The organism is Streptomyces sp. NPDC051133, from assembly GCF_040682635.1.
Lineage (GTDB): Bacteria > Actinomycetota > Actinomycetes > Streptomycetales > Streptomycetaceae > Streptomyces.
Window position 1 is genome coordinate 15,724 of record NZ_JBFBBK010000003.1, and the last position, 25,460, is coordinate 41,183.

20 protein-coding genes and 1 riboswitch are annotated in these 25,460 nt (G+C 71.2%); of the genes, 10 read left to right on the forward strand and 10 right to left on the reverse strand.

Annotated elements, in window-relative coordinates; genetic code table 11:
* Positions 1 to 101 precede the first annotated feature (101 nt).
* A riboswitch (TPP riboswitch) is annotated at positions 102 to 197 on the forward strand.
* Positions 187 to 1,581: a cytosine permease gene (locus AB0N17_RS04430; RefSeq protein WP_366009599.1), complete on the forward strand. Its 1,395-nt coding sequence runs from the start codon at positions 187 to 189 to the stop codon at positions 1,579 to 1,581. It overlaps the preceding riboswitch by 11 nt.
* Positions 1,582 to 1,663: 82 nt before the next feature.
* On the opposite strand, the gene AB0N17_RS04435 is transcribed toward AB0N17_RS04430, so the two are convergent.
* The 5 genes from AB0N17_RS04435 to AB0N17_RS04455 all read right to left on the reverse strand — a co-directional run bounded on the left by AB0N17_RS04435 (position 1,664) and on the right by AB0N17_RS04455 (position 9,045).
* Complete coding sequence (locus AB0N17_RS04435; RefSeq protein WP_366009600.1) at positions 1,664 to 3,697, reverse strand: serine protease; 2,034 nt, start codon at positions 3,695 to 3,697, stop codon at positions 1,664 to 1,666.
* Between the two features lies 1 nt (position 3,698).
* Positions 3,699 to 5,552 (reverse strand): peroxidase family protein, encoded by a 1,854-nt coding sequence (locus AB0N17_RS04440; RefSeq protein WP_366009602.1) that lies wholly within the window; start codon positions 5,550 to 5,552, stop codon positions 3,699 to 3,701.
* Positions 5,553 to 5,660: 108 nt separating this feature from the next.
* A complete protein-coding gene (locus AB0N17_RS04445; RefSeq protein ID WP_366009603.1) occupies positions 5,661 to 7,571 on the reverse strand; it encodes a GMC oxidoreductase in 1,911 nt (636 codons plus the stop codon).
* Complete coding sequence (locus tag AB0N17_RS04450) at positions 7,568 to 7,975, reverse strand: hypothetical protein (protein ID WP_366009604.1); 408 nt, start codon at positions 7,973 to 7,975, stop codon at positions 7,568 to 7,570. The genes AB0N17_RS04445 and AB0N17_RS04450 overlap by 4 nt, the downstream gene beginning before the upstream one ends.
* 218 nt (positions 7,976 to 8,193) lie before the next feature.
* Positions 8,194 to 9,045, reverse strand: a complete 852-nt coding sequence (locus AB0N17_RS04455) for a LysR substrate-binding domain-containing protein (protein WP_366009605.1) — start codon at positions 9,043 to 9,045, stop codon at positions 8,194 to 8,196.
* Positions 9,046 to 9,125: 80 nt separating this feature from the next.
* Here AB0N17_RS04455 and AB0N17_RS04460 point away from each other — a divergent pair, with 80 nt between their 5' ends.
* On the forward strand, positions 9,126 to 9,620 hold the full coding sequence (locus tag AB0N17_RS04460) for a cupin domain-containing protein (protein ID WP_366009606.1): 495 nt from the start codon (positions 9,126 to 9,128) through the stop codon (positions 9,618 to 9,620).
* Between the two features lie 47 nt (positions 9,621 to 9,667).
* On the opposite strand, the gene AB0N17_RS04465 is transcribed toward AB0N17_RS04460, so the two are convergent.
* Complete coding sequence (locus tag AB0N17_RS04465; RefSeq protein ID WP_366009607.1) at positions 9,668 to 10,624, reverse strand: hypothetical protein; 957 nt, start codon at positions 10,622 to 10,624, stop codon at positions 9,668 to 9,670.
* A 272-nt stretch (positions 10,625 to 10,896) separates the two neighbouring features.
* On the opposite strand from AB0N17_RS04465, the gene AB0N17_RS04470 reads away from it, so the two are divergent.
* On the forward strand, positions 10,897 to 11,616 hold the full coding sequence (locus AB0N17_RS04470) for an FCD domain-containing protein (RefSeq protein WP_366009608.1): 720 nt from the start codon (positions 10,897 to 10,899) through the stop codon (positions 11,614 to 11,616).
* A 13-nt stretch (positions 11,617 to 11,629) separates the two neighbouring features.
* Here AB0N17_RS04470 and AB0N17_RS04475 read toward each other — a convergent pair whose 3' ends face one another.
* Positions 11,630 to 12,874 (reverse strand): transposase, encoded by a 1,245-nt coding sequence (locus tag AB0N17_RS04475; protein ID WP_366009609.1) that lies wholly within the window; start codon positions 12,872 to 12,874, stop codon positions 11,630 to 11,632.
* 77 nt (positions 12,875 to 12,951) lie between these two features.
* On the opposite strand from AB0N17_RS04475, the gene AB0N17_RS04480 reads away from it, so the two are divergent.
* The 3 genes from AB0N17_RS04480 to AB0N17_RS04490 all read left to right on the forward strand — a co-directional run bounded on the left by AB0N17_RS04480 (position 12,952) and on the right by AB0N17_RS04490 (position 17,031).
* Entirely contained in the window at positions 12,952 to 14,418 is a 1,467-nt protein-coding gene (locus AB0N17_RS04480; protein WP_366009610.1) for a hypothetical protein, read from the forward strand.
* Positions 14,415 to 16,253 carry a GMC family oxidoreductase gene (locus AB0N17_RS04485; RefSeq protein ID WP_366009611.1) on the forward strand — a complete coding sequence of 613 codons (1,839 nt, stop codon included), beginning with the start codon at positions 14,415 to 14,417 and terminating at the stop codon, positions 16,251 to 16,253. The genes AB0N17_RS04480 and AB0N17_RS04485 overlap by 4 nt, the downstream gene beginning before the upstream one ends.
* A 160-nt stretch (positions 16,254 to 16,413) precedes the next feature.
* The gene (locus AB0N17_RS04490; protein WP_366009612.1) at positions 16,414 to 17,031 is read left to right on the forward strand and encodes a DUF4352 domain-containing protein; all 618 of its coding nucleotides are present in this window, start codon (positions 16,414 to 16,416) and stop codon (positions 17,029 to 17,031) included.
* Between the two features lie 124 nt (positions 17,032 to 17,155).
* On the opposite strand, the gene AB0N17_RS04495 is transcribed toward AB0N17_RS04490, so the two are convergent.
* Positions 17,156 to 18,097, reverse strand: a complete 942-nt coding sequence (locus AB0N17_RS04495; protein WP_366009613.1) for a helix-turn-helix domain-containing protein — start codon at positions 18,095 to 18,097, stop codon at positions 17,156 to 17,158.
* 243 nt (positions 18,098 to 18,340) lie between these two features.
* Here AB0N17_RS04495 and AB0N17_RS04500 point away from each other — a divergent pair, with 243 nt between their 5' ends.
* Together AB0N17_RS04500 and AB0N17_RS04505 are read left to right on the forward strand one after the other, a co-directional pair.
* Positions 18,341 to 19,825 (forward strand): MFS transporter, encoded by a 1,485-nt coding sequence (locus AB0N17_RS04500; RefSeq protein ID WP_366009614.1) that lies wholly within the window; start codon positions 18,341 to 18,343, stop codon positions 19,823 to 19,825.
* 744 nt (positions 19,826 to 20,569) lie between these two features.
* Complete coding sequence (locus tag AB0N17_RS04505; protein WP_366009615.1) at positions 20,570 to 21,595, forward strand: cytochrome P450; 1,026 nt, start codon at positions 20,570 to 20,572, stop codon at positions 21,593 to 21,595.
* A gap of 28 nt (positions 21,596 to 21,623) precedes the next feature.
* Here AB0N17_RS04505 and AB0N17_RS04510 read toward each other — a convergent pair whose 3' ends face one another.
* Complete coding sequence (locus AB0N17_RS04510; protein ID WP_366009616.1) at positions 21,624 to 22,181, reverse strand: GNAT family protein; 558 nt, start codon at positions 22,179 to 22,181, stop codon at positions 21,624 to 21,626.
* 307 nt (positions 22,182 to 22,488) lie between these two features.
* Here AB0N17_RS04510 and AB0N17_RS04515 point away from each other — a divergent pair, with 307 nt between their 5' ends.
* Positions 22,489 to 24,024, forward strand: a complete 1,536-nt coding sequence (locus AB0N17_RS04515; protein WP_366009617.1) for an FAD-binding oxidoreductase — start codon at positions 22,489 to 22,491, stop codon at positions 24,022 to 24,024.
* Between the two features lie 65 nt (positions 24,025 to 24,089).
* Here AB0N17_RS04515 and AB0N17_RS04520 read toward each other — a convergent pair whose 3' ends face one another.
* Complete coding sequence (locus AB0N17_RS04520) at positions 24,090 to 24,809, reverse strand: alpha/beta hydrolase (protein WP_366009618.1); 720 nt, start codon at positions 24,807 to 24,809, stop codon at positions 24,090 to 24,092.
* A 282-nt stretch (positions 24,810 to 25,091) separates the two neighbouring features.
* Between AB0N17_RS04520 and AB0N17_RS04525 the strand changes: the two genes are divergently transcribed.
* On the forward strand, positions 25,092 to 25,406 hold the full coding sequence (locus AB0N17_RS04525; protein ID WP_366009928.1) for a MarR family transcriptional regulator: 315 nt from the start codon (positions 25,092 to 25,094) through the stop codon (positions 25,404 to 25,406).
* Positions 25,407 to 25,460: the final 54 nt, after the last annotated feature.

Consider the following 25,460-nt stretch of genomic DNA (forward strand, 5'->3'; position numbering starts at 1 on the left):
CTGGTACCGATTCCGAAGTCACGCGGTCACGCGGTGCGACAGATCCTCCCGCCCCGGCCCTGGCCGGAACCGGTCACCGGAACGGGCTATTCTGGCCGGCGTACCTGGACACGGGGTGCCCCCGCACGGGGGCTGAGATCACACCCGTTGAACCTGAACCAGTTAGGACTGGCGGAGGGATGTCGTATGTCGTTGCCGTATGCCCATGAAGAGACGACCGTCGCCGAAGCGCGGGGCGTCTTCGACGGCCGGATGCCGACGGCCCCCGGGGACCTGCGGGTGGAGGCGCGCGGCATCACGCCGGTGCCCGAGGACGCTCGCTACGGCAGCCCCCGGCGGCTGTTCACCGTGTGGTTCGCCCCCAACCTGACCATGACCGGCGTGTTCACCGGCACCGTCGGAGCGGCCCTCGGACTGGACTTCGCCACCGCGCTGCTCGCCGTGGTGCTCGGCACCCTGCTCGGCGCCGTGCCCACGGCCTACCTGGGGACCTGGGGCAGCCAGACCGGGGCGGGCCAGCTGCCGCTGGCGAGGCTGGCCTTCGGACGGGCCGTCGCTCTGCCGGGCGCCCTGCAGTGGCTGTCGTCCATCGCCTGGGACGCGCTGATCGGTCTGTTCGGCGGGGACGCGCTGGCCCAACTGTTCGGCTGGCCGTTCTGGTTGGGTGTCCTGGTGATGCTGGCGGCCCAGGGGGCGCTGGGCGTGATCGGTTACGAGGCGATCCACCGCCTGCAGACGGTGATGACCTTCGCGCTCGCCGCCTCGCTCGTCGCGTTGGCGGTGAAGCTCACGCACGGCACCCAGCCCGCGACGGCCGCGACCGCGCACGGCGCCGACCGGGCGGGCGCGTTCGTGCTGACCTGCACCGTCGCGCTGAGCCTCGCCCTCTCGTGGGCCCCCTACGCCAGCGACTTCAGCCGCTACCTGCCACGGACGGCGTCCCGTCCGCGCATGTTCTGGTACACCCTGCTCGGTGTCGGCGTGTCCTTCGTCGCGGTGCAGGCGCTCGGCCTGTGGGGCGCCGCGCAGTTCACCGACCAGACCGCCCGTGGCGTGGACCGGCTGCTCGGGGGCGGCGCGCTCGGCGCGTTCGGACTCCTCGCCGTCGCTCTCGCGGCGCTGTGCAGCAACGCCATGAACGACTACAGCGGATCGCTGGCGCTGCAGACCGTCGGCGTGCGGCTGCCGCGGCCGGTCGCCGCCGCGCTCGCCGCGGTGCTCGGTTTCCCGCTGGTGCTCTGGATGCACGCCGCCGACACCACCGCCCGCTTCCAGAACGTGCTGCTGTTCGTCGGCTACTGGATCCCGGCGTTCGTCGCGATCGTGATCGTCGACTGGGTGGCCCGCAAGCGGGCGCGCGGCGGCCGCCCCGTCGACCTGACGGCGGAGGAGGCGCAGCCGTGGTGGCCGGCTCCCACGGCCTTCCTCGTCGGTTTCGCCGTAGCGGTGCCGTTCATGAGCACCAGCCTGTATGTGGGCCCGGTCGCGCGGGCCCTGCACGGCGCCGACCTCGCCTACCCGGTGGCGTTCCTCGCGGCGCTGCTCGTCTACACGCCGTTGCGCGTACGGCGCCGCGCCTGACCGCGCCCGCTCCTCGGAGCAGTACTCGATCTCGCTCCCGTCGTCCTCGAAGCCCTGGTCGATCGACTCCCGGCTACGGCGATCAGCCGGGCTCGAGGTGGGCGCCTATCTCGCCGGCGACCTCGGGGTGGGCGAGATACTCCATGATGTTGTGGGCCTTGTCGCGGGCGTTGACGACGGCGACGTCGGTCACTGTGCCCGCCCATTCGTCGGCCAGCGGGCACCCGATGGTGACCGCGTCCGACGGGTACCACGCGTTCAGCCAGTCCGTCACCGTGTCGGGGCGCTTCGGCCCGTCGATGAGCAGCCTCTTGTACACGCTGTCCAGTCCCAGCGGGCTGCCCACCGTGGTGAGGTGGATCGTGCGCATGGTCGGCGAGAGCCGGGTGGTGAGGTCCATGCCGACCACCGTGCCGAGGCTGTGGCTGACGAGGATCACCTCCCCGTCCTGCGGGAACGTCTCCAGGACACCGTCCAGGACGGCGTCCCTGACGCCGTTCCGGTCGTCGAGGTACGCGGCCACGTCCTGGAGGACGAGGGCGATGGTCAGGGCATCGAGGTCGCTCCTGGCGGCCAGCCAGCTCAGCTGCCGGTGGAGGTGCCCGACGACGTCCCCCGGCGCGATCCGCTCGGCGTCCGGCTGCCTCTCCCGCGGGACGTTCCATCGGACGGCGGCCTCACCGATCATCTCCTCGTACACCGCTCGGGCCGTGGGCGACGCGGGAGCCGCTGCCTCCACCGGGGAGAGGCCGGTGGTCCCGGTGGCACGTGCGACGGCCTCCCGTGCCGGGAGCGCCTGCACCAGTCGGTCGCCGTAGTACGGGAACCAGGCATCGGCCGGGTCGATCGGCGGGAGTCCGGCACGGACGAGCCCCTGGTCGAGGCCGGCCGTCCACTCACGGCGCAGGGTTTCCGGGTCCTTGCCCTGCTGGGAGCGCCCGTGCAGGAAGACCAGATGGCGCTCACCGCCGAACGCGCCCTCCCGGGCACGCAGGCCCGTGTGCCTCACCGCCGTCGCGGCGGCCGGTGACGGTACGGCGGCCGCGGGCGCCCGGACCGGCGCGGCGGACTCCGCCGGACCGAGGCCCAGCCCGGACTCGGCACCCATGTCCGCCAGCGGGCCCGACGGGGTGCCGGGTGGCAGCTGTGCGAGGTGCCGCAGGATGGAGCTGATCCGTACGCCCTCGTTGGAGACCCAGTCGACCGCGTCGTCGCCGTCACCCGGCTGCCACAGTTGCCCGTCACTGCGAAGGACACGCCCCTGGTCGTCGGTCTTCGGCACTCCGCTGTGATGCAGCGCGACGACCTCCCACTGATCGTTGAAGACCGGGGAGCCGGAATTGCCGGGCTCGGTGTCCGTCCGGTACTGGAGGAAGTCGTCGAGCCGCACCTGGAGCAGGTTGTCGCGGACGGCGATCTCCTTCAGGCGCCCCATCGGATGGCCGATCACGTTGACCGGCTCGCCGATGACCAGCTTGCCCGGTTGGGCGCTGAGCCGGTTCCAGCCGAACGTCTCGCCGGGCGGCCGCCCACCCGCGTCCGGCGCGACCAGTACCAGGGCGAAGTCCAGGCGTTCGTCGGCCACGAAGAACGCGTCCGGGTCCAGCTCCAGCCGCACCGACGCCTGCGGCGTGTTGTCGACGGTGACCTGGGCGTCGAACTCGACGAAGCACCGCCCGGCGGTCTCCGCGTCGGTGAGCACGTGATGGTTGGTCATCAGCAGGCTCGGCGACACCAGGAAGCCGGTGCCCAGCGGGAGTTCCCTGCCGTTCTCCCGTACGGAGATCCGGGCGACGGTTCGCGCCGCCCGCGCACCACGCGGCAGGAAGCTCCACGCCTGCAGGTCCTTGGACACCCCGAGGATGCGCTCGTAGGCGTCGGGGGCGGTCAGCGGCTCCGCGCGCACGGCCTCCACGGCCATGGCGGCCGGCACCGCGTGCCGGTCCAGCAGCCGCCTGGCGCGCGCGGCGAGCGCCTGCCGCGAGTCGGGAAACGGTACGCCGGCGTCCAGCTGCCGTTCCACGGCCGTGCGCTCGTCGCTGGTCGCGCGGTACCGGTCGGCGGCCGCGGCGACCTGGCGTGCGCGCTCCTGTCCTGTCCGTTCGGTCGTCCGCATCTCAGGTCTTCCTCGGTGCGGCGCTGTGCCACGGTACGAAGGCGTTGGACAGCCCGGACAGGGCCGTACGCAACTCGGGGTGGTGGCGCAGCAGGACGGTGATCATGCTGTTGTCGTCGATCCAGGCCATCCCGGCCTTGGAGTAGACCTCCGGGGTGTAGTGGGTGGTGAAGAACCGGTCGCTGTTCAGCCGGCGCGACGCCATGAGGATGAAGATGCGGAACGCCGTGTCGCTGAAGGCGAATCCGGCCGGCAGTTTCTCGGCGTACAGGCCGACCATCAGGTCGACCTTCTCGATGTCGCCGCCGTAGAGCCTCTCGATCCGCCCGGCCCACGCCGGATCGTGCGCCAGTTCCGCGAAGCTCTCCGCCGGCTTGAGCCGCAGCAGCCGCCGGAACTCGTTGTACCGGGGCACTCCCAGTTCCCGGGAGCGCAGGATGTCGGTGGCAGCGAGGTCCTGCAGCTGTCCGTCCGGCCGCTCGAACTCCTGCAGGAACTTGGGGAAGTTGTGCAGGGTGACCAGTCCGGGATGCAGCGTGCCGAAGCTGTAGAGCAGGTCGGCCATCTCCGTGGTCTCCAGGAACTTCAGCGCTCCCGGGCCGGCGATGTCGCGCAGGGTGCAGTGGCGCAGGGTCGTGTCGTCGGCGACGGCGCGCAGGTGCCAGTCGTCGCGGATCAGCGGGTGCATGCGGTACACCGCGACGAACTCCTCGGTGAGGGCGTACGGGACGCCGTAGTGATCCGTCTCGCCACCGGGGATGCCGCTGATGACCTCGCTGTCGCTGATCCGCCCGAGCAGGTCGTGGACGCGCTCCTCGGCGATGCCCCACCAGTTGGCGCGCAGCGCCTTGACCGTCGTGGGGTGGCTGATCACGGCCGGTGTCCACTCCACGGTGTGGATCTTCGCGAGGAGCGCGGAGTTGACGAGCCGGGCACGCTGGAACAGTTCCTCGTCGCTCCAGGACGGGCTGGCGCCGTGGAGGTGGTCGCAGATCGCGTTGTGCTCCCGGGTGAACAGGTCCTGCATCATGGCGAGGCCCAGCCAGAAGCCGGGAACGCGTGTGGGGTCCTGGGACGGGTCGGCCGGGACCGGGGCCTGCTCGTCGTCCCACAGATGCAGCTTGCCCAGGTCTCCGGTGCGCAGCCGCTGCTGTTCGGCCTCGTTCTTTCCGTAGATCTGGGACGCGTCCCACCAGTGGGAGGACACGTTGACGCGGGTGTCGGGCGTACCGGGGGGTGCCTGCGGATCGCGTGTGGGGTCGTCCGGGGTCCGCATGATCTTCATGGGGTTCTCCGGCCAGGGGTCGTCGGCCGGCAGGGAAACCTCCCAGGGCCGGTCCGCGGGGCTCGTGCCGTGGCTGAACCAGTCCCGGATCATGAACTGGAGCCAGGCGGCGACCAGCGAATTGACGGACTCGGCGGGGATGAGCTCGTCGCGGGTGAGCAGGGCGCGGCTGACCTCGCGCGGGCTGGGCGCGGCGAGGACGTCCTCGGGAGTCGTCGGGGCGATGGCCTCCAGCGGGATGTTCCGGCCGAAGCGGGTGCCGGCCATGCCCATGCTGGGCTCGCCGAGGTCGTTGTGGCTGCCGTCGGCGGTCCGGTTGACCTCGTGGCTCGCGGATCCGGGGGCGGGTTCGGGCTGGTTGACCGCGGGCAGCCGGCCGGTGTCGTAGAGGTTCTTCTGCCGGAGCCTGACGCGCAGCCCGAAGAGCGTGAGCAGGCCTGCCGCGACGGGCAGTTTGTCCCAGCCGACCCTGCGGTCGATGTACTGGGCGGCAGCGGTGATGATCCGCCAGGGCAGTGACGTGCGGTATCCGGCCGCAGGGCGCCGTGGGGCGTGTCGGTGCGTGCTCATCGCGATGCTCCTTGGATGGCTCCTGATGGTTTTGTTCGGTGATGCCGGGGTCGGGTGATGTCTGGGTCAGGTGATGTCTGGGTCGGGTGATGCCGAGGTCGTGGGTGGTCAGGAGCGGGAAGCGTCCGCGAGGATCACGTCGCTCGCCTTCTCGCTGATCATGTAAATCGGGGCGGCGACGAAGAAGCCCGGAATGCGGGGGAAGATCGAGGCGTCCACGATCCGCAGCCGGTCCACCCCGAGAACCCGGAACGCGCTGTCGACCACCGCCGAGGGATCGTCGGGGCGTCCCATCCGGCAGGTGCACGACGCATGGTGGCCCCAGGCCTCGTCCTGCACGAACCGGCGGACGGCGTTGCGGTCGTCGACCTCGTCGCCGGGCCACAGCTCCTTGCGGATCACGGAGCCGGCCCTGCGGTTCATCCCGCGGACGAACTCGACGGCGTCGGCCATCGCTTCGAGGTCCAGGCCCTCCTTGTCCGTGCCCTCGGTGAAGTAGTGGAAGTCGATCAGTGGGGTGTCGCGCGGGTCCGTGGAGCGCAGCCGGACCCGGCCTCCGGTGTTGTGGGTGCGGCTCTTGAGGATGGCCCAGGTGAAGCGGTCCTTGTGGTGTGTGAGGTCGAGGGAGTAGCCGGGGCGGTATCCCCTGAAGTCGAAGGGGCCGCCGAAGATGAACAGGTCGGGGGCGTCCAGGTCCGGGCGGGACTTGCGGGTGATGCCGAGCACGGCGCCGTTGGTGGTGTAGAGACCCTTGCCCTCCTGCCACGCCCGGTAGCAGCGGTCCGGTTCGGTACCCGGCCGCGGAGCGTGGAAGTCGCACTCCTCGATGAGCGGGAACTCGCGGTCCATCTGGTTGACCACACCGACTTCGTACCGGTCCTGCAGATGCGCGCCCACCCCGTGCAGTCCGACGCGCACGGGGATGCCGTGGCGCCCCAGTTCCTCGGGCGGGCCGATGCCCGAGAGCATCAGCAGCTGGGGCGTGTTGAAGGCTCCGGCCGCCAGGATCACCTCACGTGAGGCGAGGGCCCGGCGCAGCACCGGCGGTCCGGAGGCCGGCCGAGCGCCGGGATCGGCCCGGTAGGCGTGCGCCTCGTCCACGTAGTCGACGCCGGTCGCCGTGCGTCCCTCGTCCAGTACGATCCGGGCGGCCAGCGCGTGGGTACGGACGACCAGGTGGTCCGGATGATCGCGCTGTACGGCCCGGACGTGTTCGCGTACGGCGCTGCGGCGGCCGTCTGCCGTGGAGATCGGGATCTGCCACAGCCCTTGCAGCGCCTCGGTCTGCACCCGCCAGTCGTTCGGGTCGACGAGGGAGTCGATCCCCTCCAGGGGGGACAGGGGCCGGCCGAGGAAGCCGACGAGCGTGTCCTCGGCGGCGGAGAGGATGACCTTCAGCAACTGCGGGTCCTGTACGGCGAGTCGGGGGTCGGCCAGCGCCGTGGGCAGCCAGCCGTCGAATCCGTGCCGGGCGTCGTTGCGGTACCGGTCGGCCAGGAGGGGCAGGCTCCGGAGCACCGCGGCCAGGAGCGGGTTGCGGGGCGGACGCTTGGGTCTGGGCAGGTAGGTGCAGCGCTCCAGTCGCTCGAAGTACCGGCGCATGGCCGTGCTGTGCCAGGTGGCGTCGCCGGTCTCCGCCGCGATGGCGTCCCAGTCGCGGTTGTACGGATAGACGGTGATCAGAGCATGGTGTGCGGTGCACCCGCCGATGGTCCCAGCGCGCGGGTAGAGGACGCCCTTGCCCGGTACGAACTTGCCGTCGCGCCGTTGCTGCCGGTCGTCGGCGTAGTGCCGGACGAAGTAGTTCCAGCACTGCGCCGGGTCCTCCGAGGCGTCGGCGTGGAACGCGGGGACCAGGTAGCTGTCGTTGTCCTCGGCACCGCCGGCGTCCAGCAGCAGGGTGCGCATGCCCGCGGCGGCGAGAGCGGCGGCCAGCGGACCGCCGCCCGCGCCGGCGCCGACGACGACGTAGTCGAAACCCGTCTCGGTGGGAGGAACGGCCCCGGACGCCGCCGTCATCTCGGCTTCTTCTTCGTGGAGTTGGCGAGGGAGGCGGTGGCGCTGACGGAGAGGGCGGTGTTGACGGCCGAGATGAGGGTGGTCAGTACCGCGGTGCGCCGCGGTGCATGCCCCTGCAGGCCGACCGTGGCCGCCGTCGCGGTGTCACTGCCGTGGATCAGGATGGCCTCGCGCAGATCCTCGCGCAGCCGTTCACCGTCGTGGGTCAGCAGCTCGAGGCCCAGCAGGACCGTGCGGATGCCGAAGAGGCGGAAGGCGTAGACGGCCGCCGGGCTCGGTGGGTCGCGGTCGGGATCGAACCTTCGGATGAGCAGCTCCGGCGCGAGCAGACCGGTGGCTCCGTTGAGAAGTCTGATTCCGGCGAGGACGTATACCGAGACAGGACGACTGGAGGCCGTGGCCATGATGTCTCCTGGAGTGTGGTGATTCGCGCGGTGAGGGACGGTCCGCCGAGCTCCACGGAAGGGGAGAGGAACACCCTGGACGCACTCTTCATGACCACGCTAGGCGACCGGCTGCCCGACGGCATCTTGAGACCCGGTGGCGGGAAGGAAGGTTGAATGCCTAATCGTTGAGGCTTCCCCGACCACGCCCGCCGGCCCTGACTCCGAGAAGGCGGAACTCAGTGACGGTACGCGGCTGTCGCGATCTCGATGAAGGACCGGAGCAACGGGTTGGTGTCACCTTCGTTCCACACCGCCACCACTCTGCTCGGTGCCATGTCGATCAGCGGTACCACGGCCAACTCCGCGGGCAGGTCGTGTCGAAGCGGTGCAAGGCCGACCGTGCCGTTCCACAGCACGGCCTGCAGACATTCATGGACGGCACGCACCACCGGGCCCTCGCGCGGCCTGCCGCCGTTCCAGTACGACTGCCAGACGGGATCGGTCCCTTGCGGGAACCGAAACCAGCGGCGGTCGCTCAGGTCGGCCAGCCGCAGCCGGTCGCGGCGGGCCAGCGGATCGTCGGCGCGCAGGACCACGCCGACCGGATCGGTCCGCAGCACACGCAGCGCCAGGGCGGTCTCGTCCAACGGCGCTCGGGTCAGGGCGACGTCGACCAGTCCGGAGCGCACCCCGCACGTCGGGTCGGTCAGATCGGCGACGCGGATGCGGATCTCGATACCGGGGTGGCGCCGACGGTAGGCAGCGGCCAGCCTGGTCACTCCCGGGTCGCCGCCGTCACCCAGGATGCCGACGGTGAGGGTGGCGACGCCGGCCGCCGCGCTCACGCGTACCCGGACGCGGTCGGCATGGTCGAGCAGGGCCCGCGCCTCGTCGAGCAGCACCGTGCCCACCGCGGTGAGCGTGACGCCGGCGGCCGAGCGGACGAACAGCAGGGCCCCGACATCGGCCTCCAACCGCTTGATCGCCCGGCTCAGCGGCGGCTGGCTCATGTGCAGTCGGGTGGCGGCCCGGCCGAAGTGGGACTCCTCGGCGACCGCCACGAAGTAGCGCAAGGTCCGTAACTCCACGCTGCAACGATACCCACGAGGTATCGGCGCTGCGGGATGGGTCCTGGACACCGGCCGGGCCCCGGCGGTGCACTCGGAGCATGACCGAAGAAGCCAAGAACAACCAGCCACAGGCCGACCCGGCGGTATCGGTGGTGGGTCCCGGCGACGGCGAGACGATCGTTCTGGGCACCACCCGCATGCGGGTCCTGGAGGACGGCAGCCACACCGGGCACCGCCTCGCGATCGCCGAGTCCGTCCTCGCCCCGCACACCCAGGGACCGCCGCAGCACCGCCACGGCCGACACGACGAGGGCTTCTACGTCCTCTCCGGCACCGTGCGGTTCACCGTCGGGGACGAGGCCTACGACGCCGCCGCGGGCACCCTCGTGATGGTTCCGCCCGGTACCCCGCACACCTTCGCCAACCTGACCGACCAACCCGCCACCATGCTCAGCACGTTCACCCCCGATCTGTACGTGCAGTACTTCCGGGACCTCCAGGACGCGCTCGCCGACGGCCGGCCGCTGACTCCACGGGCCACCATCGACGCGATGCGCCGCTACGCGACCGAGCCCGCCACGGACCGGGCCTGAAGCAGGGCCTCAAGTCGGCGCGGTCGACATGCGCGGCTCGTCGGCAGTCACCCCGTGTGACCGGGCAGCGGGCCGATCGGACGGGTTCGAAGCCAGTACGAGCGGGCGGCGACCGTCAGTGCGACGCCATGGACGGCGAACGCGATCATGCCGGGCCAGCTGACCAGGAGAGCGTCCCCCGAGGTGTGAAAGTCGCCCTTGCGCATCGTCGTCACGCCCGCTGTGGCCAGGGCGCAGTAGGCGAGTCCGAGCACGCCGTAGGGAGCGAGCGTGGCGGCACCGATCAGGGACGGGGTCAGTGGCAGCCAGCGCGGCACGCGTCGGCCGTGCAGGAGCGGCGCCCAGCGCGGGAACACCTGGCCCCAGGGGCGGACCAGGCCCCACAGCAGGAAGACACCGAGTGCGGCCAGCAATACGGTGGCGTCCAGGCCCCAGGATTCCAGAGCGAGCCAGACGCCCGAAGCACCGTTGCGCTCGGAGATCGCGAGCATCTCCTCCTTGCCCATCCCGGCGAACGTGCCTCCGCATGCCCAGATCAACTTCATCGCGGCGTACGGAAGGAATGCCACCGTCCCCGCGCACGACGCGAGCTGGACCCGGGCGGGGGCACTGGACGGTGCCGGCGCGGCGGACCCTCTGGTCGGACGACGGTCGGAGCGGGCGGTTGCCGCGAGCAGCACGGCCCCCACGCCGGCCAGCGTGCGGTTCGCGGCGGCTGCCCAGTCGTCCACGCCTTCGCCGAACACGAGCGTGATCACGTCCATGAGCAGGCTGAACGCGGCGACGGCAGTCAGTGCGCAGCCCAGCCACAGCAGTACTCGCAGGATCGGCCGCAGCCCGTACCGCAGCACCGCCCCGCAGACGAGCGCCGTCAGCGCGCCCACCGCCACGGCCGCCCGGTCGAGTGCGCAGGACACCCGGCCGTCGCCACCGAACAGCGGCGTCCCGCTCAGCGCACAGGCGAGGCCGAAGGAGGCGTACGCCACCGCCCAGAACACCGACACCACACCCACCCGGCGAGGCCACGCCTGCGACCACGTGCGCCATCGAGTCCTTGATGTCCGTCCGCCCTTGGTCATGCAGCGAGCGTCGCACCGGCCGCGCCAGCGAGGCATCGACCGCCCGCCCGATCGCCCTCCCCCTGCGGGAGGAGCGCTGCTACGACCCAGGTCGCGGACACCGACCGCGACAACACCGAGCAAGCCCTCCGGTCGGCCATGCACCTTCGGGCCCGGATTGTCATGCCCATTGACGCCTGACGGCGACGGCTGGTTGAGTGGCTCATCCACTGAGCCACTGGGAGGACTGCGGGGAGGCACTGCCCCGGGAGACCATCGTCGACGTCCTGGAGGGCCGGCTGCGCGAGGACATACTCGCCGGACACCACCCGGCCGGCAGCTACCTGCCGCCGGAGCGCACGCTCGCCGACGGCTACGGCGTCACCCGCACCACCCTCAAGCACGCCTTCGGGCGCCTTGCGCAGGCCGGGCTGCTGGAGACACGGCACGGAGTCGGCACCCGCGTCCGGGACTATCTGCGCCTGGGCGGCGCCGACCTGCTGCCGATGCTGGTGCGGCACAGCCCCGACTGGATGGGTGAGGTCTTCGAAGTGCGGCGCCACATCGGTGCGTTGATCGCGCAGCGTGCCGCGGCCCGCGCCACCGGCCGTCAGCGTGCCGAGCTCCGCACGCTGTTGACGGCCGTGGCGGACGCGGCGGACGCGGACGCCGTGCAGCTCGCGGACATCGAGGTCCACCGCGCCCTCGCCCGCGCCACGGGCAACCGGGTCTACGTCCTGCTGACCAACACCCTGTTCAACGCCTATCTGCCGGTGCGCGCGGCGCTCAGGGCACCCTTCGAGGACGCCGGGGCGGCTCACGGACGCCTGGAGCCGGTGGTCGAAGCGGTGGCGGCCGGTGACGAGGCGGGCGCCCGGCAGGCGGCCGAGCGGTATCTGACGACGACCGAACGCATCATGCTGGAGGCACTCGCTTGACACCCTCCCCGCCCTAAAGGACGGGGATTCCCGCCTGCCTGCCGGTGGTGACCGGCCAGGCCTTCGGGTGGGTTCCCCGTTCAACGGGCCGTGCCTGGCGCGGGATCGCCGCTCCGGGTCTTGCCGGCCCTCCAGGGGCGTTTAGCCTCTCCGCCTGCCCGGCGGCGAGGATCACTCGCGACGCATTGAGGTCACGATCATGCTCGGTACCGCAGCCCTCGCACCGCCAGAACCGCACGTGCAGCGGCTTCTTCCCGTTCACGACCCAGCACACGTGGCAGGTCTGGGACGAAGGCAGCCACCGCGACACCACGCCAACGTACCGGCCGTACCTCGCAGCCTTCTCCTCCAGCACGCGGCGGAACATGCCCCATGCCGCATCGTGGACGGATTTGGCCAGGCGGGTACGCGCAAGGCCGGAGACCGCCAGGTCTTCGAGATAGACCGCTTGGTTGTCGCGGACCAGCCTCGAAGCCTGCTGGTGGCACCAGTCCCGGCGCGCGTCAGCCACCCGCGCATGGGCACGGGCGACCTTGATCCGGGCCTTCGCCCGGTTCTGCGACCCCTTGGCTTTGCGGCTCAAGGTCTGCTGAGCCTTTCGCAGCCGCCGCTCGGCGCGGCGCAGGAACCGTGGATTGTCGATCACCTGTCCGTTGGACAGGACGGCGTAGTGGGTCAGGCCCAGGTCGATGCCGACCTCGGCCTCGACCGGGGGGAGCGTCTCGGGGTCGACGTCCACGACGAAGCTCGCGAAGTACCGGCCGACACCGTCCTTGATCACGGTCGCCGACGAGGGCGCCGAGGGCAGCGGGCGCGACCAGCGCACGCGCACGTCACCGATCTTCGCCAGGTTCAGCCGGCCGTTGTCCCGCAGCCGGAACCCGTTCTTCGAGAACCGGACCGACTGACGGGCGTCGGACTTCTTCTTGAACACGGGCAGCCCCATACGGCGGCCGGGGCGTTTGCCGGTCACCGAAGCGAAGAAGTTCGCGTACGCCATGTCCAGATCGCGCAGGGAGGACTGCAACGCGTCCACGGACACCTCGGCGAGCCATGCCCGCTCCGGGGTCCGCTTCGCCTCCGTGATTACCCGCCGGGCCAGAGCCCCGGTCGGGATACGGGACTTGTCCGCCTGCCAGGCGGCCTTCCTCAAGGCGAGCGCATCGTTGTAGACCACCCGTGCGCAGCCGAACGTACGGGCCAGCGCGATGCGCTGACCCGGCGTCGGCTCGATCCGGAAGGAATACCGCAGATGCATGCGATCAACGTACCCGCCGCCACCGACAACGCCCTTCCCTCCAGAAGGCGGAGCGGCTTCCTCACGAAGGAGCCCCGATGAGCGCGGACCCGACCGCACGCACGTCACGGAGCGGCAGCAGCAGTGACGGCGGGCGCGGCAGTGGCTCATCCGTCCGTGGCACCCGCTTCACCGAGACGATGGTCGGCACGCTCAGGCTCGACGGCGAGGGACACGACCGTCCGGTCCGTCTTGACCTGACCGTTTCGGCGGACCGCGTTCTGCGGCTCCTCGGTACCACCCATGCCCGTGCCACCGGCCGGATACGGGTCGCGGGCTGGGCCGACGACCCCGGAGCGCGGGGCGAGTTGGAGATCTCGCCGCTCACGCGCCGCCGTATCCGCTATCGGATCGCCTTCACCGTCGACGGCCGACAGCTCACCCTCGACGGCTGGAAGTCCGTCACCCCACGCAGGCCCGTCGCCTCGATGACCGTCTTGCCGTACACCGTCTTCGAAGACGCGGTGCAGATCGGCACCGGCACCCTCCGCTTCCCCCTCACCACCCAGCTCCTGCCCTTCCTCACCAGTTTCCGCTTCCCCCGGCGGGAGGATCCCGCTGTGCTCCTGGCGCCCCGCTGGCGTGGCGAGCGGGGCCGCACCGAGGTCTGGTACACCACGATCACCGATCCGCACACCGGCAGCGGGCTGTGGCTGCATCACGAACTGGTCGCTCCGGCAGACGGTTCCGAGCCGTACGCACACGGCTGGGCGGCGGTCTTCCCGCAGGACGGCCCCGTGCGGCACGCCCGGTTCGGACCTGCTCGGTGGACTGACGCGAAGTCCGGTTTCAGCGCCGACGGGGTCACGGTCCGCCCCGGCCGCCTGACGGGGTCCGCTGCGGACGGCGCCCTGCGCTGGGACCTCACGGAACGGCCCATGGCAGGGCCCCTGTTCACCTTCCCCCGCTGGTCGTGGAACCGGTCGCTGCTGCCGGCCGCCCAGATGCTGCCCGCCGCGCGGGCCGGCTATGACGGGACGTTCCGCTACGACGGCACGACGCTGACGCTGTCCACGGCGCCGGGTGCGTCGGCCCGGATCTACGGTCACGGCAATGCCCGCCGGTGGGCCTGGCTGCACGCCGACCTCGGCGCGGGCGACGTCCTGGAGATCGTCGCGGCGGTGTCCATGCGTCCGGGGCTGCGCAGGCTTCCGCCCCTGGTCTTTCTCCGGCTGCGTCACAACGGCCGCCGCTGGCCGCGCCGTCCGGAACGGTCGGCCGTCGGCTGGGCCGGAGCGGGGCGCTTCCGCGCCCGTATCGGCCTGCCCACGTGGGAGGTCACCGGCCGTGCGGGCCTGCGCCGGATCCGTGTCGAGGTGACGCAGCCCGCCGACCGCACGCTCGCCCTGGACTACACCGATCCCGACGGCCGGCAGGCGACGTGCCGCAACAGCGAGCGCGCCGACGTGCACGTCCTGCTGGAGCGGTGGTGGTTCGGCGGCTGGCGCCCGGAGGCGGAATGGACGCTCGACGGCACGGCCCACGCGGAGGTGGGCACGCGATGAGCCTCGCCGGTCTCGTGTCCGCCTTCATCGCGGACGACGGCACCACTGACTGGCCCCGCCGGGTCCCCGCCCGTCTGGAGACGGTCCTCGCCGCGATGCCGCTCGCCGCCCGCGTCGGCCTGCGGGCGGCGGCGTCCGGCGTGGATGCCTACGCTCGCGCACGTACCGGACGCTCTCTCGGTGAACTCGGCCCGGGGGAAAAGGAGTCGGTGTTGCGCGGACTGGCCGCGCGTCCCGCACTGCTGCCTCTGCTGGACGTACTGAAGGTACCTGTCCTCCTGGCGGCCGGTACGGAGCGGATGCTTCAGGACGGCCCCGTGGCGCCGGTCCTCACGCGTCGGGATCCGCCGCTGAACGTGACGCCCCTGACCGACTGGCCCGCTCGTTCCACGGCCGACGCCGTGGTCATCGGCTCGGGGGCGGGCGGGGCGATGGCGGCACGGACGCTGGCCCGGGCGGGACTCGACGTCGTCGTCCTGGAAGAGGGACACCACCACGGCACCGAGGCGTTCGGCCGGCGCACGCCTCTCGACCGGTTCACCGAGCTGTACCGGGACGGAGGGGCGTCGGTCGCCGTCGGCAACCCGCCTCTGCTGCTGCCGACAGGACGGGCCGTCGGTGGTACCACGGTCGTCAACTCCGGTACGTGCTACCGGACTCCGGTGCACGTCCTCGCCCGCTGGAGCGGAGACTTCGGTTTCAGCCTCGCCGACGGCTTCGGCCCGTACCTGGACGAGGCCGAGCGCACCTTGCAGGTGGCCACCCAGCCCGTCGACGTGCTCGGCGACAACGGTCGTCTGGCGCTCGCCGGCGCCCGGGAACTGGGTTGGCAGGCCTCTCCCCTGCGCCGTAACGCACCCGGCTGCCGGGGCTCCTGCCAGTGTGTCGTGGGCTGCCCCACCGGCGCCAAGCAGAGCGTGCAGCTCTCGGTGCTGCCCGATGCCTGCGCCGCAGGGGCCGGCATCGTGACGGGGGCACGGGTCGAACGCGTCCTCGTCGACGCGGACCGGCCCGGAGGCCCGCGGGCGGCAGGGGTGCGCTTGTACGGGAAGGACGGCGGGGCGGAAATACTCGCCCCTCTGGTCGTCGTGGCGGCCGGTGCGCTGCAGTCACCACCGCTGCTGCGCCGTTCCGGGCTCGGCCGGCATCCACGCCTCGGCCGCAACCTCAGTGTGCACCCGGCCACCAGCGTCGCCGGACGCTTCGCGCGGCCGGTCACCGCCTGGAAGGGGGTGTTGCAGAGCGTCGGTGTGGAGGAGCACCACGGCGCGGGGATCCTCATCGAGGCCACCGCCACGCCGCCCGGCATGGGCTCGTTCGTGCTGCCTGGGCTGGGCGCGGAGCTACGGCGAGAACTGGAGGGCGCCGACCGGCTCGCCACGCTCGGCGCGATGATCGCCGACCGGCCCTCCGGGCGTGTCCTGGGCCGTGACCGCACGCTGATCCGCTACGACGTGGACCCGCGCGACGGCGACCGTCTGGTGAGGGCCGTCCGCGCGATGGGCGAGCTGCTCTTCGCCGCGGGCGCCGAAGAGGTACTCACCGGCGTTCCTCACACCCCGCGGGTTCGCGACCTGCCACAACTGGACGCCGTTCTCGCCCGGACGACCGTACGGCAGCTGCACCTGTCGGCCTATCACCCCACGGGCACGATCGCCGCGGGCGCGGACTCCCAGCGTTTCCCGGCCGATCCTGCGGGCCGGCTCCGCGGAGTACAGGGCGTGCTGATCGCGGACGCCTCCGCACTCCCCAGCTGTCCGCAGGTGAACCCCCAGCTGAGCATCATGGCGGCGGCCCTGGCGGTGACGGCCGCGCATCTCGCTTCCCCTCGATGACCTGCAAGAACATCACGGTAACGGCTCGCGGAGTCAACTCTTTTGCCTCACGGGAAAGTTTAATTACGAACAAATTACGTTCACTATCCGTGACGCAACCACACCACTCCTTCACCGGTCACCCACTCGCAAGACACAGCTCCAACCCCATGGGGAGACCATGAGCCAGCAGCAGTACCCGCAGCCCCAGCAGCCCGGCTGGGGCGGCCCTCAGGGCGCCTGGGGCGCTCCGCCGCAGCCGCCGAAGAAGTCCAAAGGAAAGATCATCGGGTTCGGCTGCCTCGGCGTCATAGCCCTCTTCGTCGTGATCGGCATCGTCGGCGCGGCCACCGGCAGCGGTGGCAGCAAGTCGCACGACAAGGCCATTTCCACGAAGGGCAGTGCTCCCACCGCGGCGGCATCGAAGGAGAACGAGACCTCCGACGACTCCGAGCCGGCGGACACGAAGGCGGCCCCCGTGGAGATCACGGCCAAGAAGACCGCCTTCTCCAAGACCATCCTCGCCGACAGCAGCAACTACACCAGCGTCGCGGTCACGATCGCCAACCACAGCGACAAGAAGCTCAGCGTCAACCCGCTGTACTTCGCCGTCACCGACACCGCCGGCACCAAGCACACGGCCGAACTGGGCGTCGACGACAAGCAGATCGACACCGTCGACCTGGCCCCGGGCGAGAACATCACCGGCACCGTCACCGGCAAGGGTGCCTTCACCCCGAAGTACGTCACGTACACCGAAGACCTCTTCGGCGACCCGATCCGCGCCAACGTCTCCTGAGCGTCCGGCGCATCATCCGCCGAGTCCGGGCGATCCGCCGGATCACACGCGCCGCACATGCGGCGCGGGCCCGGACACGAGGAAAACCCGGTCCACCGCCCCAGGGGTGGACCGGGCAGCAGGCTCAGCGGGCGGAGGCGTGGGCCCGGGAGAGCAGCTGGGCGGAGCAGGGGCCGGCGGCCGGTTCCGGATGATCCGAGGGCCCCGACTCCGGTCGGGCGTCCGCGGAGTCCAGACGGCGCATGGCCGTCTCGTCCGGGCTGCCGGGGGCCGCCTGGTAGACCACCATCCGCTGGCCGCCCGTCCGGGCCAGTCGCATGACCTCGTAGGTCAGGGTCATCGGCCCGACCTTCGGATGCCGGAAGCACTTCTGTCCGCCACCGCGTTCGCAGACGTCGTACCGCTCCCAGAGCCGCGCGAACTCCGGTGACTTCAGCACCAGTTCCCCGACCAGAGCGGTCAGCTCGGGGTCGTCGGGATCGGCTCCGGCGACCGCCCGCAGATGCGCCACCGACAGCGCGACCGTCTCCTCCCACGGCTGGTAGAGCGTGCGGCCGACCGGGTGGAGGAAGACGTAGCGGGTCAGGTTGCGCTGTTCCTGGGGCCAGTCCCAGAGCCCGGGCAGCAGTCGCCGGCCGGGCGGGTTCGCGGCCAGTACGCGGTTGTAGCGGCTCACCACGTAGGCGGGGAGCGGACGTACCGACTCCAGCATCAGCAGCACCGAGTCGCGGACGGCGTGGTCGGAGGAAGCGGGCAGTTCACCGACCCGGCCGGAGGCCAACTCCACGAGCTCGTGCAGGCGTTCATAGGCATCACCGCGCAGCCGCAGGGCACGGCCGAGGGCGTCCACGACGGCGGGCGAGGGGTTGGTCTCCCGGCCGCGCTCCAGGCGGATGTAGTAGTCGACGCTCACTCCGGCCAGCGCGGCCAACTCTTCCCTGCGCAGCCCGGGAGTACGGCGCAGTCCCGCACCGGCCGGCAGGCCGACGTCCTCCGGGCGGACCTGCGCCCTGCGGGCCTTCAGATATCTGCCGAGCTCGGTGCCCCGTACGTCTGCTGCTGCCATTCGGCCCATTCTGTCAGGTGGAACGGGAACGTGGGGGGCCCTGTCAGGGCCTGGAACGCCGCACCCCGGGAACAGCCCGGTCTGCCAGATGGCCGTGTGAGGGCGGAGAGTTGTTCCCGCAGCGGGCGGCCCGGCCACCGGGGCCCAGGGAGTGCGAGGCACAGGACCGCGTCCCCGGCGAGCCGGCGCCGCCCGCCCGCCCAGTTCGGCAAGCAACGGCCAATGCGTTCAGAGGAGTTCGACATGCCGTCCACCCCTGCCTCTTCCACGTCCGCCCCCACCACGCTGCCCCAGGGACACGGTCGGCAGTCGCCGTCGTCCACGCTGCGACGACGACAGCCACACCGGTCCCGACCAGCCGCACCGCCCGCCGACGCCCCCACCGTGCCGCGCCGCGGCGGCGTAGCGCTGGTCGCCTCTCTGCTCGGCTTCACGGTGATCACCATCGACGTCTCGGCCGTGAACATCGCGCTGCCCGCGATAGGCACGTCCCTCAGCGGCGGGATGACCGGACTGCAGTGGGTGGTGGACGCGTACACCCTGATGTTCGCGGCCCTGATGCTGTCGGCAGGCGCCCTCGCCGACCGTGCGGGCGCGCGCCGCGCCTACGCCTGGGGCGTGGCCCTGTTCACCCTCGCCTCCCTCGGCTGCGCGCTGGCGCCCGGCATCGGCGTGCTGATCGGCGCACGTGTGGCGCAGGGCGGCGCTGCCGCCGTCGTGATGCCGGCCTCGCTCGCCCTGATCCGGCAGGCCTACGACGACGCCCGGGCGCGTGCCCGAGCCATCGCGCTGTGGACGGTCGGCGGTTCGCTGGCGATGGCCGCGGGCCCGGTACTGGGCGGGCTGCTCACCGAGACGGCCGGGTGGCGGGCGGTCTTCCTGCTCAACCTCCCGGTGGGCGCGGTGATCATGAGCCTGCTGGTACGGGTGCCGCGCTCCGCACGCCGGCCCGCCGCGGTGGACGGCGGCGGTCAGCTCACCGCCGTATTGGCCCTGGCCGGGCTGGCCTTCGCGGTGATCGAGGGCGGTCACCTGGGCTGGACCAGCGGCCCCGTGCTGGCCGCCGCCGCGCTCGCCGTCGCCTCCGGGTGCGCCTTCCGCGTGGTGGAGGCCCGGCACCGCCAGCCCATGGTCCCGCTGGCCATGCTGGGTGACCGCCGGGTGGCCGTCCCGCTGGCGGTCGGTTTCGCCGTCAACGCCGCTTTCTACGGCGGGATCTTCCTCCTGGGGTTGTACTACCAGCAGCTGCGCGGGATGTCAGGGATCGCGGCCGGGCTGATGTTCGTCCCCATGTCGGCGGTGGTGACGTCGACCAACCTGGTGTCGCCGCGGCTGGCGGAGCGGATCGGGCAGCGACCGGTGATCGTCGCCGGCCAGCTGATCTTCACCGGCGCGATGCTGGCCATGCTGCCGCTGGCCGCGCACACCCCGGTGTGGCTGGTGCTGGTCCTGCTGCTGCCGCTGAGCATCGGCGGGGCGCTCGTGGTGCCCGCACTGACCGCGCTGCTGATGGACGCCGTCCCGGGAGAGCGCGCGGGGACCGCCTCGGGGCTGCTCAACTCGTTCCGCCAGACGGGCGGCGCGCTTGCCGTCGCCCTCTTCGGCAGCCTGCTCTCCGGCCCGGGCGGAGGGTTCTCCCTGCCGGGCATGCGCATCGGGCTCCTCACGGTCGCCGCCCTCCTCCTCGCCACGGCCGCCCTGTCCCGTCTTCTCCTGCCCCGTGACTGACCCCCGGAGGGCGGGGATCTCGGCCGCGGTGCCGGGCGGGATCGACGCCGTCGGCGTCAGGGTGAGGTCATCGTCGATCATGTGCCGGTCGCCCTAGAGGGGCGTCGCGCCCTGGTCGATCATGGCGAGCCGCTCGTGCGCCACGTCTCCCGGGGTACCGGACGGCGCGCGCACCGACCGCCCGCGCGACCTTGCCCGCATATCACACATAGGACATATGTGGCAATATGGCCTATGTGGTATCTGGTGCTGAAGACAGGTGAGAGGAGTGCACCATGATCGCCAAGCTGCTCAGCAGGCTGTCCTTCAGCCGCCACTACGGTGCGTACGGGGCCCACGAATGGGATGCGTACGCGGGCGACGACTGAGTCCGACCGCACTGCCGGTGGGCGCTCCGGCGGCCACCGGCTCCCCGCCGGACTGTCGACGACATCGGCCTGGACAGGTACGAGAGCCATGGACGATCCCATGGGCCGGACGAATGAGCCCCCTCGGTTGCCCGACGGCAGCTTCGCGGCCTGGAGCCGCGACCGGCTGGCCGTGGCACGCCGTGGCGCCGAGGAGTGCGGGGACGTCTGGCAGCTGGAACCGGGTGTCTACGTAGCCGCTGCGGCCGGGCCGTGTGAAGCGGTCCTGCGCCGCTCACACGACTTTCCCAAGGCACCCTCGCCCCTTTTCCCGCCGCTGAAGCGGTCGAGCGGAGCACCGACTCCTGAGGAGCGCGCGCACGCTCACGCCGCCCGCATGCGCGGACTACGCGCGCAGGCGGTCGCGGCCCGGATCGGTGAGATCGCGCCCAGGGCCGTTCAATTCGCCGACCAGTGGCCCACTGGGCAGGACGTCGAGATTCTGCCCCTGGTCCGGCAAGCCCTGGAAGAGATCGGCGTGAGCTACCTCTTCTCCGAAGACGCTCCCGCCCTGCTGCCCTTCGCCTCACAGCTCTTCCTGGCCCGGGAGGTGCTCGTGCGCCCCTCGCGCTGGGTGTGGCCGCGCTGGGTTCCCACACCGGCACGGCGGTTCCGCACGCGGCAGCAAGTCGCCTTCACCGACGCCTTGCGGCCCATCGTCCAGCGACGCCGTTCGTCCGGCCGGCTCGGCGACGACATGCTGGGGCAGTTGCTCCGGCCGTCCTCCCGATACGGCCCGCTGCCGGACGAGGCCGTCCTCGACACTCTCCCCGGCATCACCGTCGCGACCTTCGAGACTCCCTCCCGGGCAGCCGGATGGATCCTGCTCCATCTGGCCCGGCACCCCCAGGCAGCGGCCCGCGTCGCGGCCGAAGCCGCCCTGTTGCCCGCGGACCCGGCCGCGACGACCAGCGCCCACCTCGACGGCCTGCAATACACCCAGGCGCTGATACACGAGGTGCTCCGGCTGTACCCCCCGAGCTGGCTGCTGACCCGGCGCGCCCCGCGGCGGACTCAGCTCGCCGACTACACCATCGACGCCGGATCGACCGTGCTCGTCTGCCCCTACACGGCACACCGCGACGCACGGGAGCACTCCGAGCCGGACCGGTTCCAGCCCGAACGCTGGCTGGACGATTCGGGCTCGCCGGCGAAGCCCGGGGCCTTCCTCTCCTTCGGCACCGGGCCCCATGGCTGCGAAGGAGCCGCTCTGGCCATGGCCATGCTGACGCTCCTGACTGCGCATACCGCCGGCCGTCACCACTTGAGCGAGCCGCCCGGTCCGGAACCCAGCTATCAGGTCGCCACCTTCGAAGGTCTCGCCACTGCCGGCCTGCGCCTGCGGGCCACCGTGCGCGGCTGAGGGACGCCCTGCGCTCGACCGACCGGTCTCAGGGTCCGCTCATCGTGTGTCGCTCGTCGAACTCGTCGGCGAGCATGCCCATCAGGACGAGATCGTGGTACCGGCCTGCGAAGAAGACGTGCTCCCGCAAGCGCCCCTCCTCGGTGAAGCCGACCCGACGCATCAGCGCCAACGACGCCTCGTTGTGGGCGAAGACCGCTGCCAGGCATTTGTGATAGCGCCGCTCGGCGAACATGAAGCGCAGCAGCAGCACCAGCGCTTCTGTCGCGTAGCCCTTGCGCCGGTGGTCGGCGCCGATCGCGATGTCGAACTCGAACCAGCCCGAACGAGGGCCGGTGCGATGTGTGCCGACTGTGCCCACCAGCTCCCCCGTGGCCGTCGTTTCGACTGCCAGCCGGAAGCGGTCGTCGTCGCACCGGGCGACGGCTTGCTCCTTCGCCCAGGCACGGTAGCTCTCGGCGGACCGCGGCAGATCCAGCCGGCTCCCCCGCCGCCCGACCTCGTCGGCGAAGCCCTTGAACGCCGCCCAGTCGTCGGGTTCGATGGCGCGCAGGCGTACCTGCCTACCGGTCCAGGACGATGCCATGCCCCATTTGATCATGTCGCATCACGCACGAGGCCGAGAGGCACGCCGAGGCAGGTGATGCCCGCCGCGCACTACCCCCGCTCGATCCGACGCGCTCGTCGTGCGGCCCATCCGGCGGTACGACGGGCACTCTTTGGAGTTGCGGGGCTGTGGGCGGAGCCTGTTGTGGGTCTGTGCCGGCCGGCGATCGATTGACTTCACAGGGAGGCGAGCGCGCCTCCGGGGCGTCTCGTGAGGGGTAGCCACTGTGATCAACAGACGGGACGTAGTGCGGGCCGGCGCACTGGGTGCTGTGGGGACCGGGTTGGTGGGGTTGCCGACACCGGCCGCTGCCGCGTCACCCACCGAGGTGGTCGAGCAGGTCAGTCCCCGGGACTGGAAGCGGCTGGCCGACGCGTTGTCAGCGCGTTCCACCCTCTACCGGCCCAATGACTCCAACTACCCGCCGCTGGCGCTGCCGTTCAACCACCGCTACGCCGGGATCCACCCCGCTGGAATCGTCGCGTGCGGTAGCACCGCGGATGTGGGCACGGCGGTCCGCTGGGCCCGCGCGGTGGGGCTGCCCGCCGTGCCCCGCTCGGGGCTGGGCCACAACTACGCCGGGTACTCCAGCACCACAGGCCTGCTGCTCAACATGGCCCGGATGAAGAGCATCGCCGTCACCCCGACGCGCGGCTCCCGGACCCGGACCCGGACCTACGGGCCGATCGAGGTCACCCATGACGCGGGTACCGTCACCGTGGGAGCCGGGGTCACCAATGGCGACCTGCACCCACTGCTGGAGGACCAGGGGATTTTCGTGCCGACCGGCCGCTGCCCCACGGTCGGGGTGGCCGGACTGGTGCTCGGCGGCGGTATCGGCTTCAGTGACAAGATGTTCGGCCTGACCTGTGACCGGCTGGTCTCGACGACCGTGGTTCTCGCCGACGGCCGTGTGGTGGAGGCCGGTCAGGACTCCCATTCCGACCTGTTCTGGGGCTGCCGCGGCGGGGCGGGCAACAATTTCGGCGTCAACACCTCCTTCACCTTCCAGTACGAGCAGTTCCAGGGCGACGTGGGCTTCTACCAGTTGCGCTGGAGCCTGGACTCCGTCGTACCGGTGATCGCCACCGCGCAGCGGATCGCCGTGAACGCCCTGGACGACAAGCGATTCCACCTGCGCGTCGGCATCGGCACCCACGGACTCGCCAGGGACCAGATCCGCGCCAACGCCAACGTCAACGCCATCGGCCAGTACTACGGCCCCCTCGATGAGTTGCGCGCCGTCCTGGCTCCGCTGCTCGCCATCGGCACGGCCGAGGAGCGTGCCCGCAACCGCGCGTCCGTCCGCGAGGTCACTCCCGGTCAGGCGAGTGTGCTGCTGAGCGCCACCACTCCGGTGGACCGGTTCGCCGCCAAGTCGGCGGTTCTCACGTCCCGGACGCTCCTGACCGACGAGCAGGTCGGTGCCGCTGCCGAGCAACTGCTGGAGTGGCCCGGCAGCGGCAACGAGGACGGGGCCGGGTTCGCGATGTTCGCCCTGGGCGGCGAGATCAACCAGGTGCCGCCGGACGCGAGCGCGTTCGTGCACCGGAACGCCGTTTTCATCTTCGCTGCCGAGACTTCGTGGGCGGACTACGATCCGCCCCGCGTCGAGACCGCGAACGTGCGCTGGCTCCGTGATTTCTACAACGACATTTTCGGGAACACGCCTCCTGGGCAGTCGTACCAGAACTTCCCGGATCCGACCCTGAAGGACTGGCAGCGGGCTTATTACGGTGCGAACTACGACCGGCTGGTCAGGGTGAAGCGGACGTACGATCCGGCCGACTTCTTCAGGTATCCGCAGGGGATCGACACCTGACGCTCTCGAACCGGCGCCGTCCGCGATGCGTTCCTACTGCCGGCCGCCGGCCTGACGGCCCGGCATCACTTCAGGTGCCGGCCGAAGAACCGGTCCCCGTCGTCCACCTCGAACCACGGGGTACCGGCGTGCCCGCCCAGATTGGCGTGCAGTGTCTTCTCCTTGCTGCCGAAGGCGTCGAACAGGTCCAGCGCCCGTTGCCGGGGGTTCCCCTCGTCGTCCCACTGCAGCAGGAACAGCAGCGGAACGGTGATCTGCCGGGCTTCCTCGCGCTGGGCGCGGGGCACGTATCCCCCGGCGAAGAAGCCCGCGGCCGCGATGCGCGGTTCGGCCACCGCCAGCCGAATGCCGATGGCGGTCATCCCCGAGTACCCGACCGGGCCGCCGATCTCGGGCAGCGACAGGAGGGCGTCCAGGGTGGTTCGCCATTCCGGGACCGCTTTTTCGACCAGCGGGGCGACGAAGGACTCGAAGATCTCGTCGACCGGCTCGCCGGCCTGCATCGCCCGGCGGAGTTCGGCGCGGGCCTGCTCATCGGCGGTGGAACGGGGCCGGTCACCGTGGCCGGGGTGGTCGATGGCGGCCACCGCGTAGCCGTACGCCGCGGACTGCCGGGCGCGGGCCACCAGACGGGATTCCCGCCTGTGCAAGCCGCCGTTGTGGCCGATCAGGATCAGCGGCGCAGGTGCGGAAACGGGCGTCCACAGGGTGCCGGGGATCTCGCCGAGGGTGAATTCGCGTTCCAGGACGCCGTCGTCGAGGTGCTGCTCGGAAGTGAATCGCATGGTCGTGCCTTTCGGGAGTGCTCATGAACGGCGCTCCCGGACGACCTATCGCCCGACCGTGACCCCGGAGGGGAGCACCCATGTCGATACTGTGTTCACGGGTACCACCTCCTCGTTCTCTCGCACGGCCTCCAGGAGGCTAACAGCGGCGGCCGTGGTCCGCCAACGGGTTTTCGCACGGGCTCCGTTTCCGGCTGCCGCCTCCCCGACGGGGGACTTCGCCGGCGCGGTCAGGCTGCGGACTCGCTGCGCACGGGGTGGCCCGCACTGGCCCCGTTCGGGCTGGACGCACGGGAGTTGGCGGTGCTCGCGGTGCTGGCGGCAGGCCGCCCGCTGTCGCAACTTCAGGCCGCCCGGCGGCTCGGCGTGGACCGCACGACAATGGTCGCGCTCGTCGACGCGCTGGAGGGCAAAGGGTTGGTGGAGCGGCACCGCAGCGCCCTGCCGGGTCAGCCGGACGCCGCCCGCCGGGTGAGAACTGCCGGCAAGCGCCTCCCACCACAGAGGACGCCCCTTGGGAGAAGATCTTCGCCGGGAACCAGGCCAGGTCAGGTCATGCCACGCCTGCCGGGAACGGCACCAGGCCGTACTCCTTGACGTCCCCGTGCGGCGGCCAGCCGTCGGAACGCGGGGCGAAGAGGGTCCTCCCAG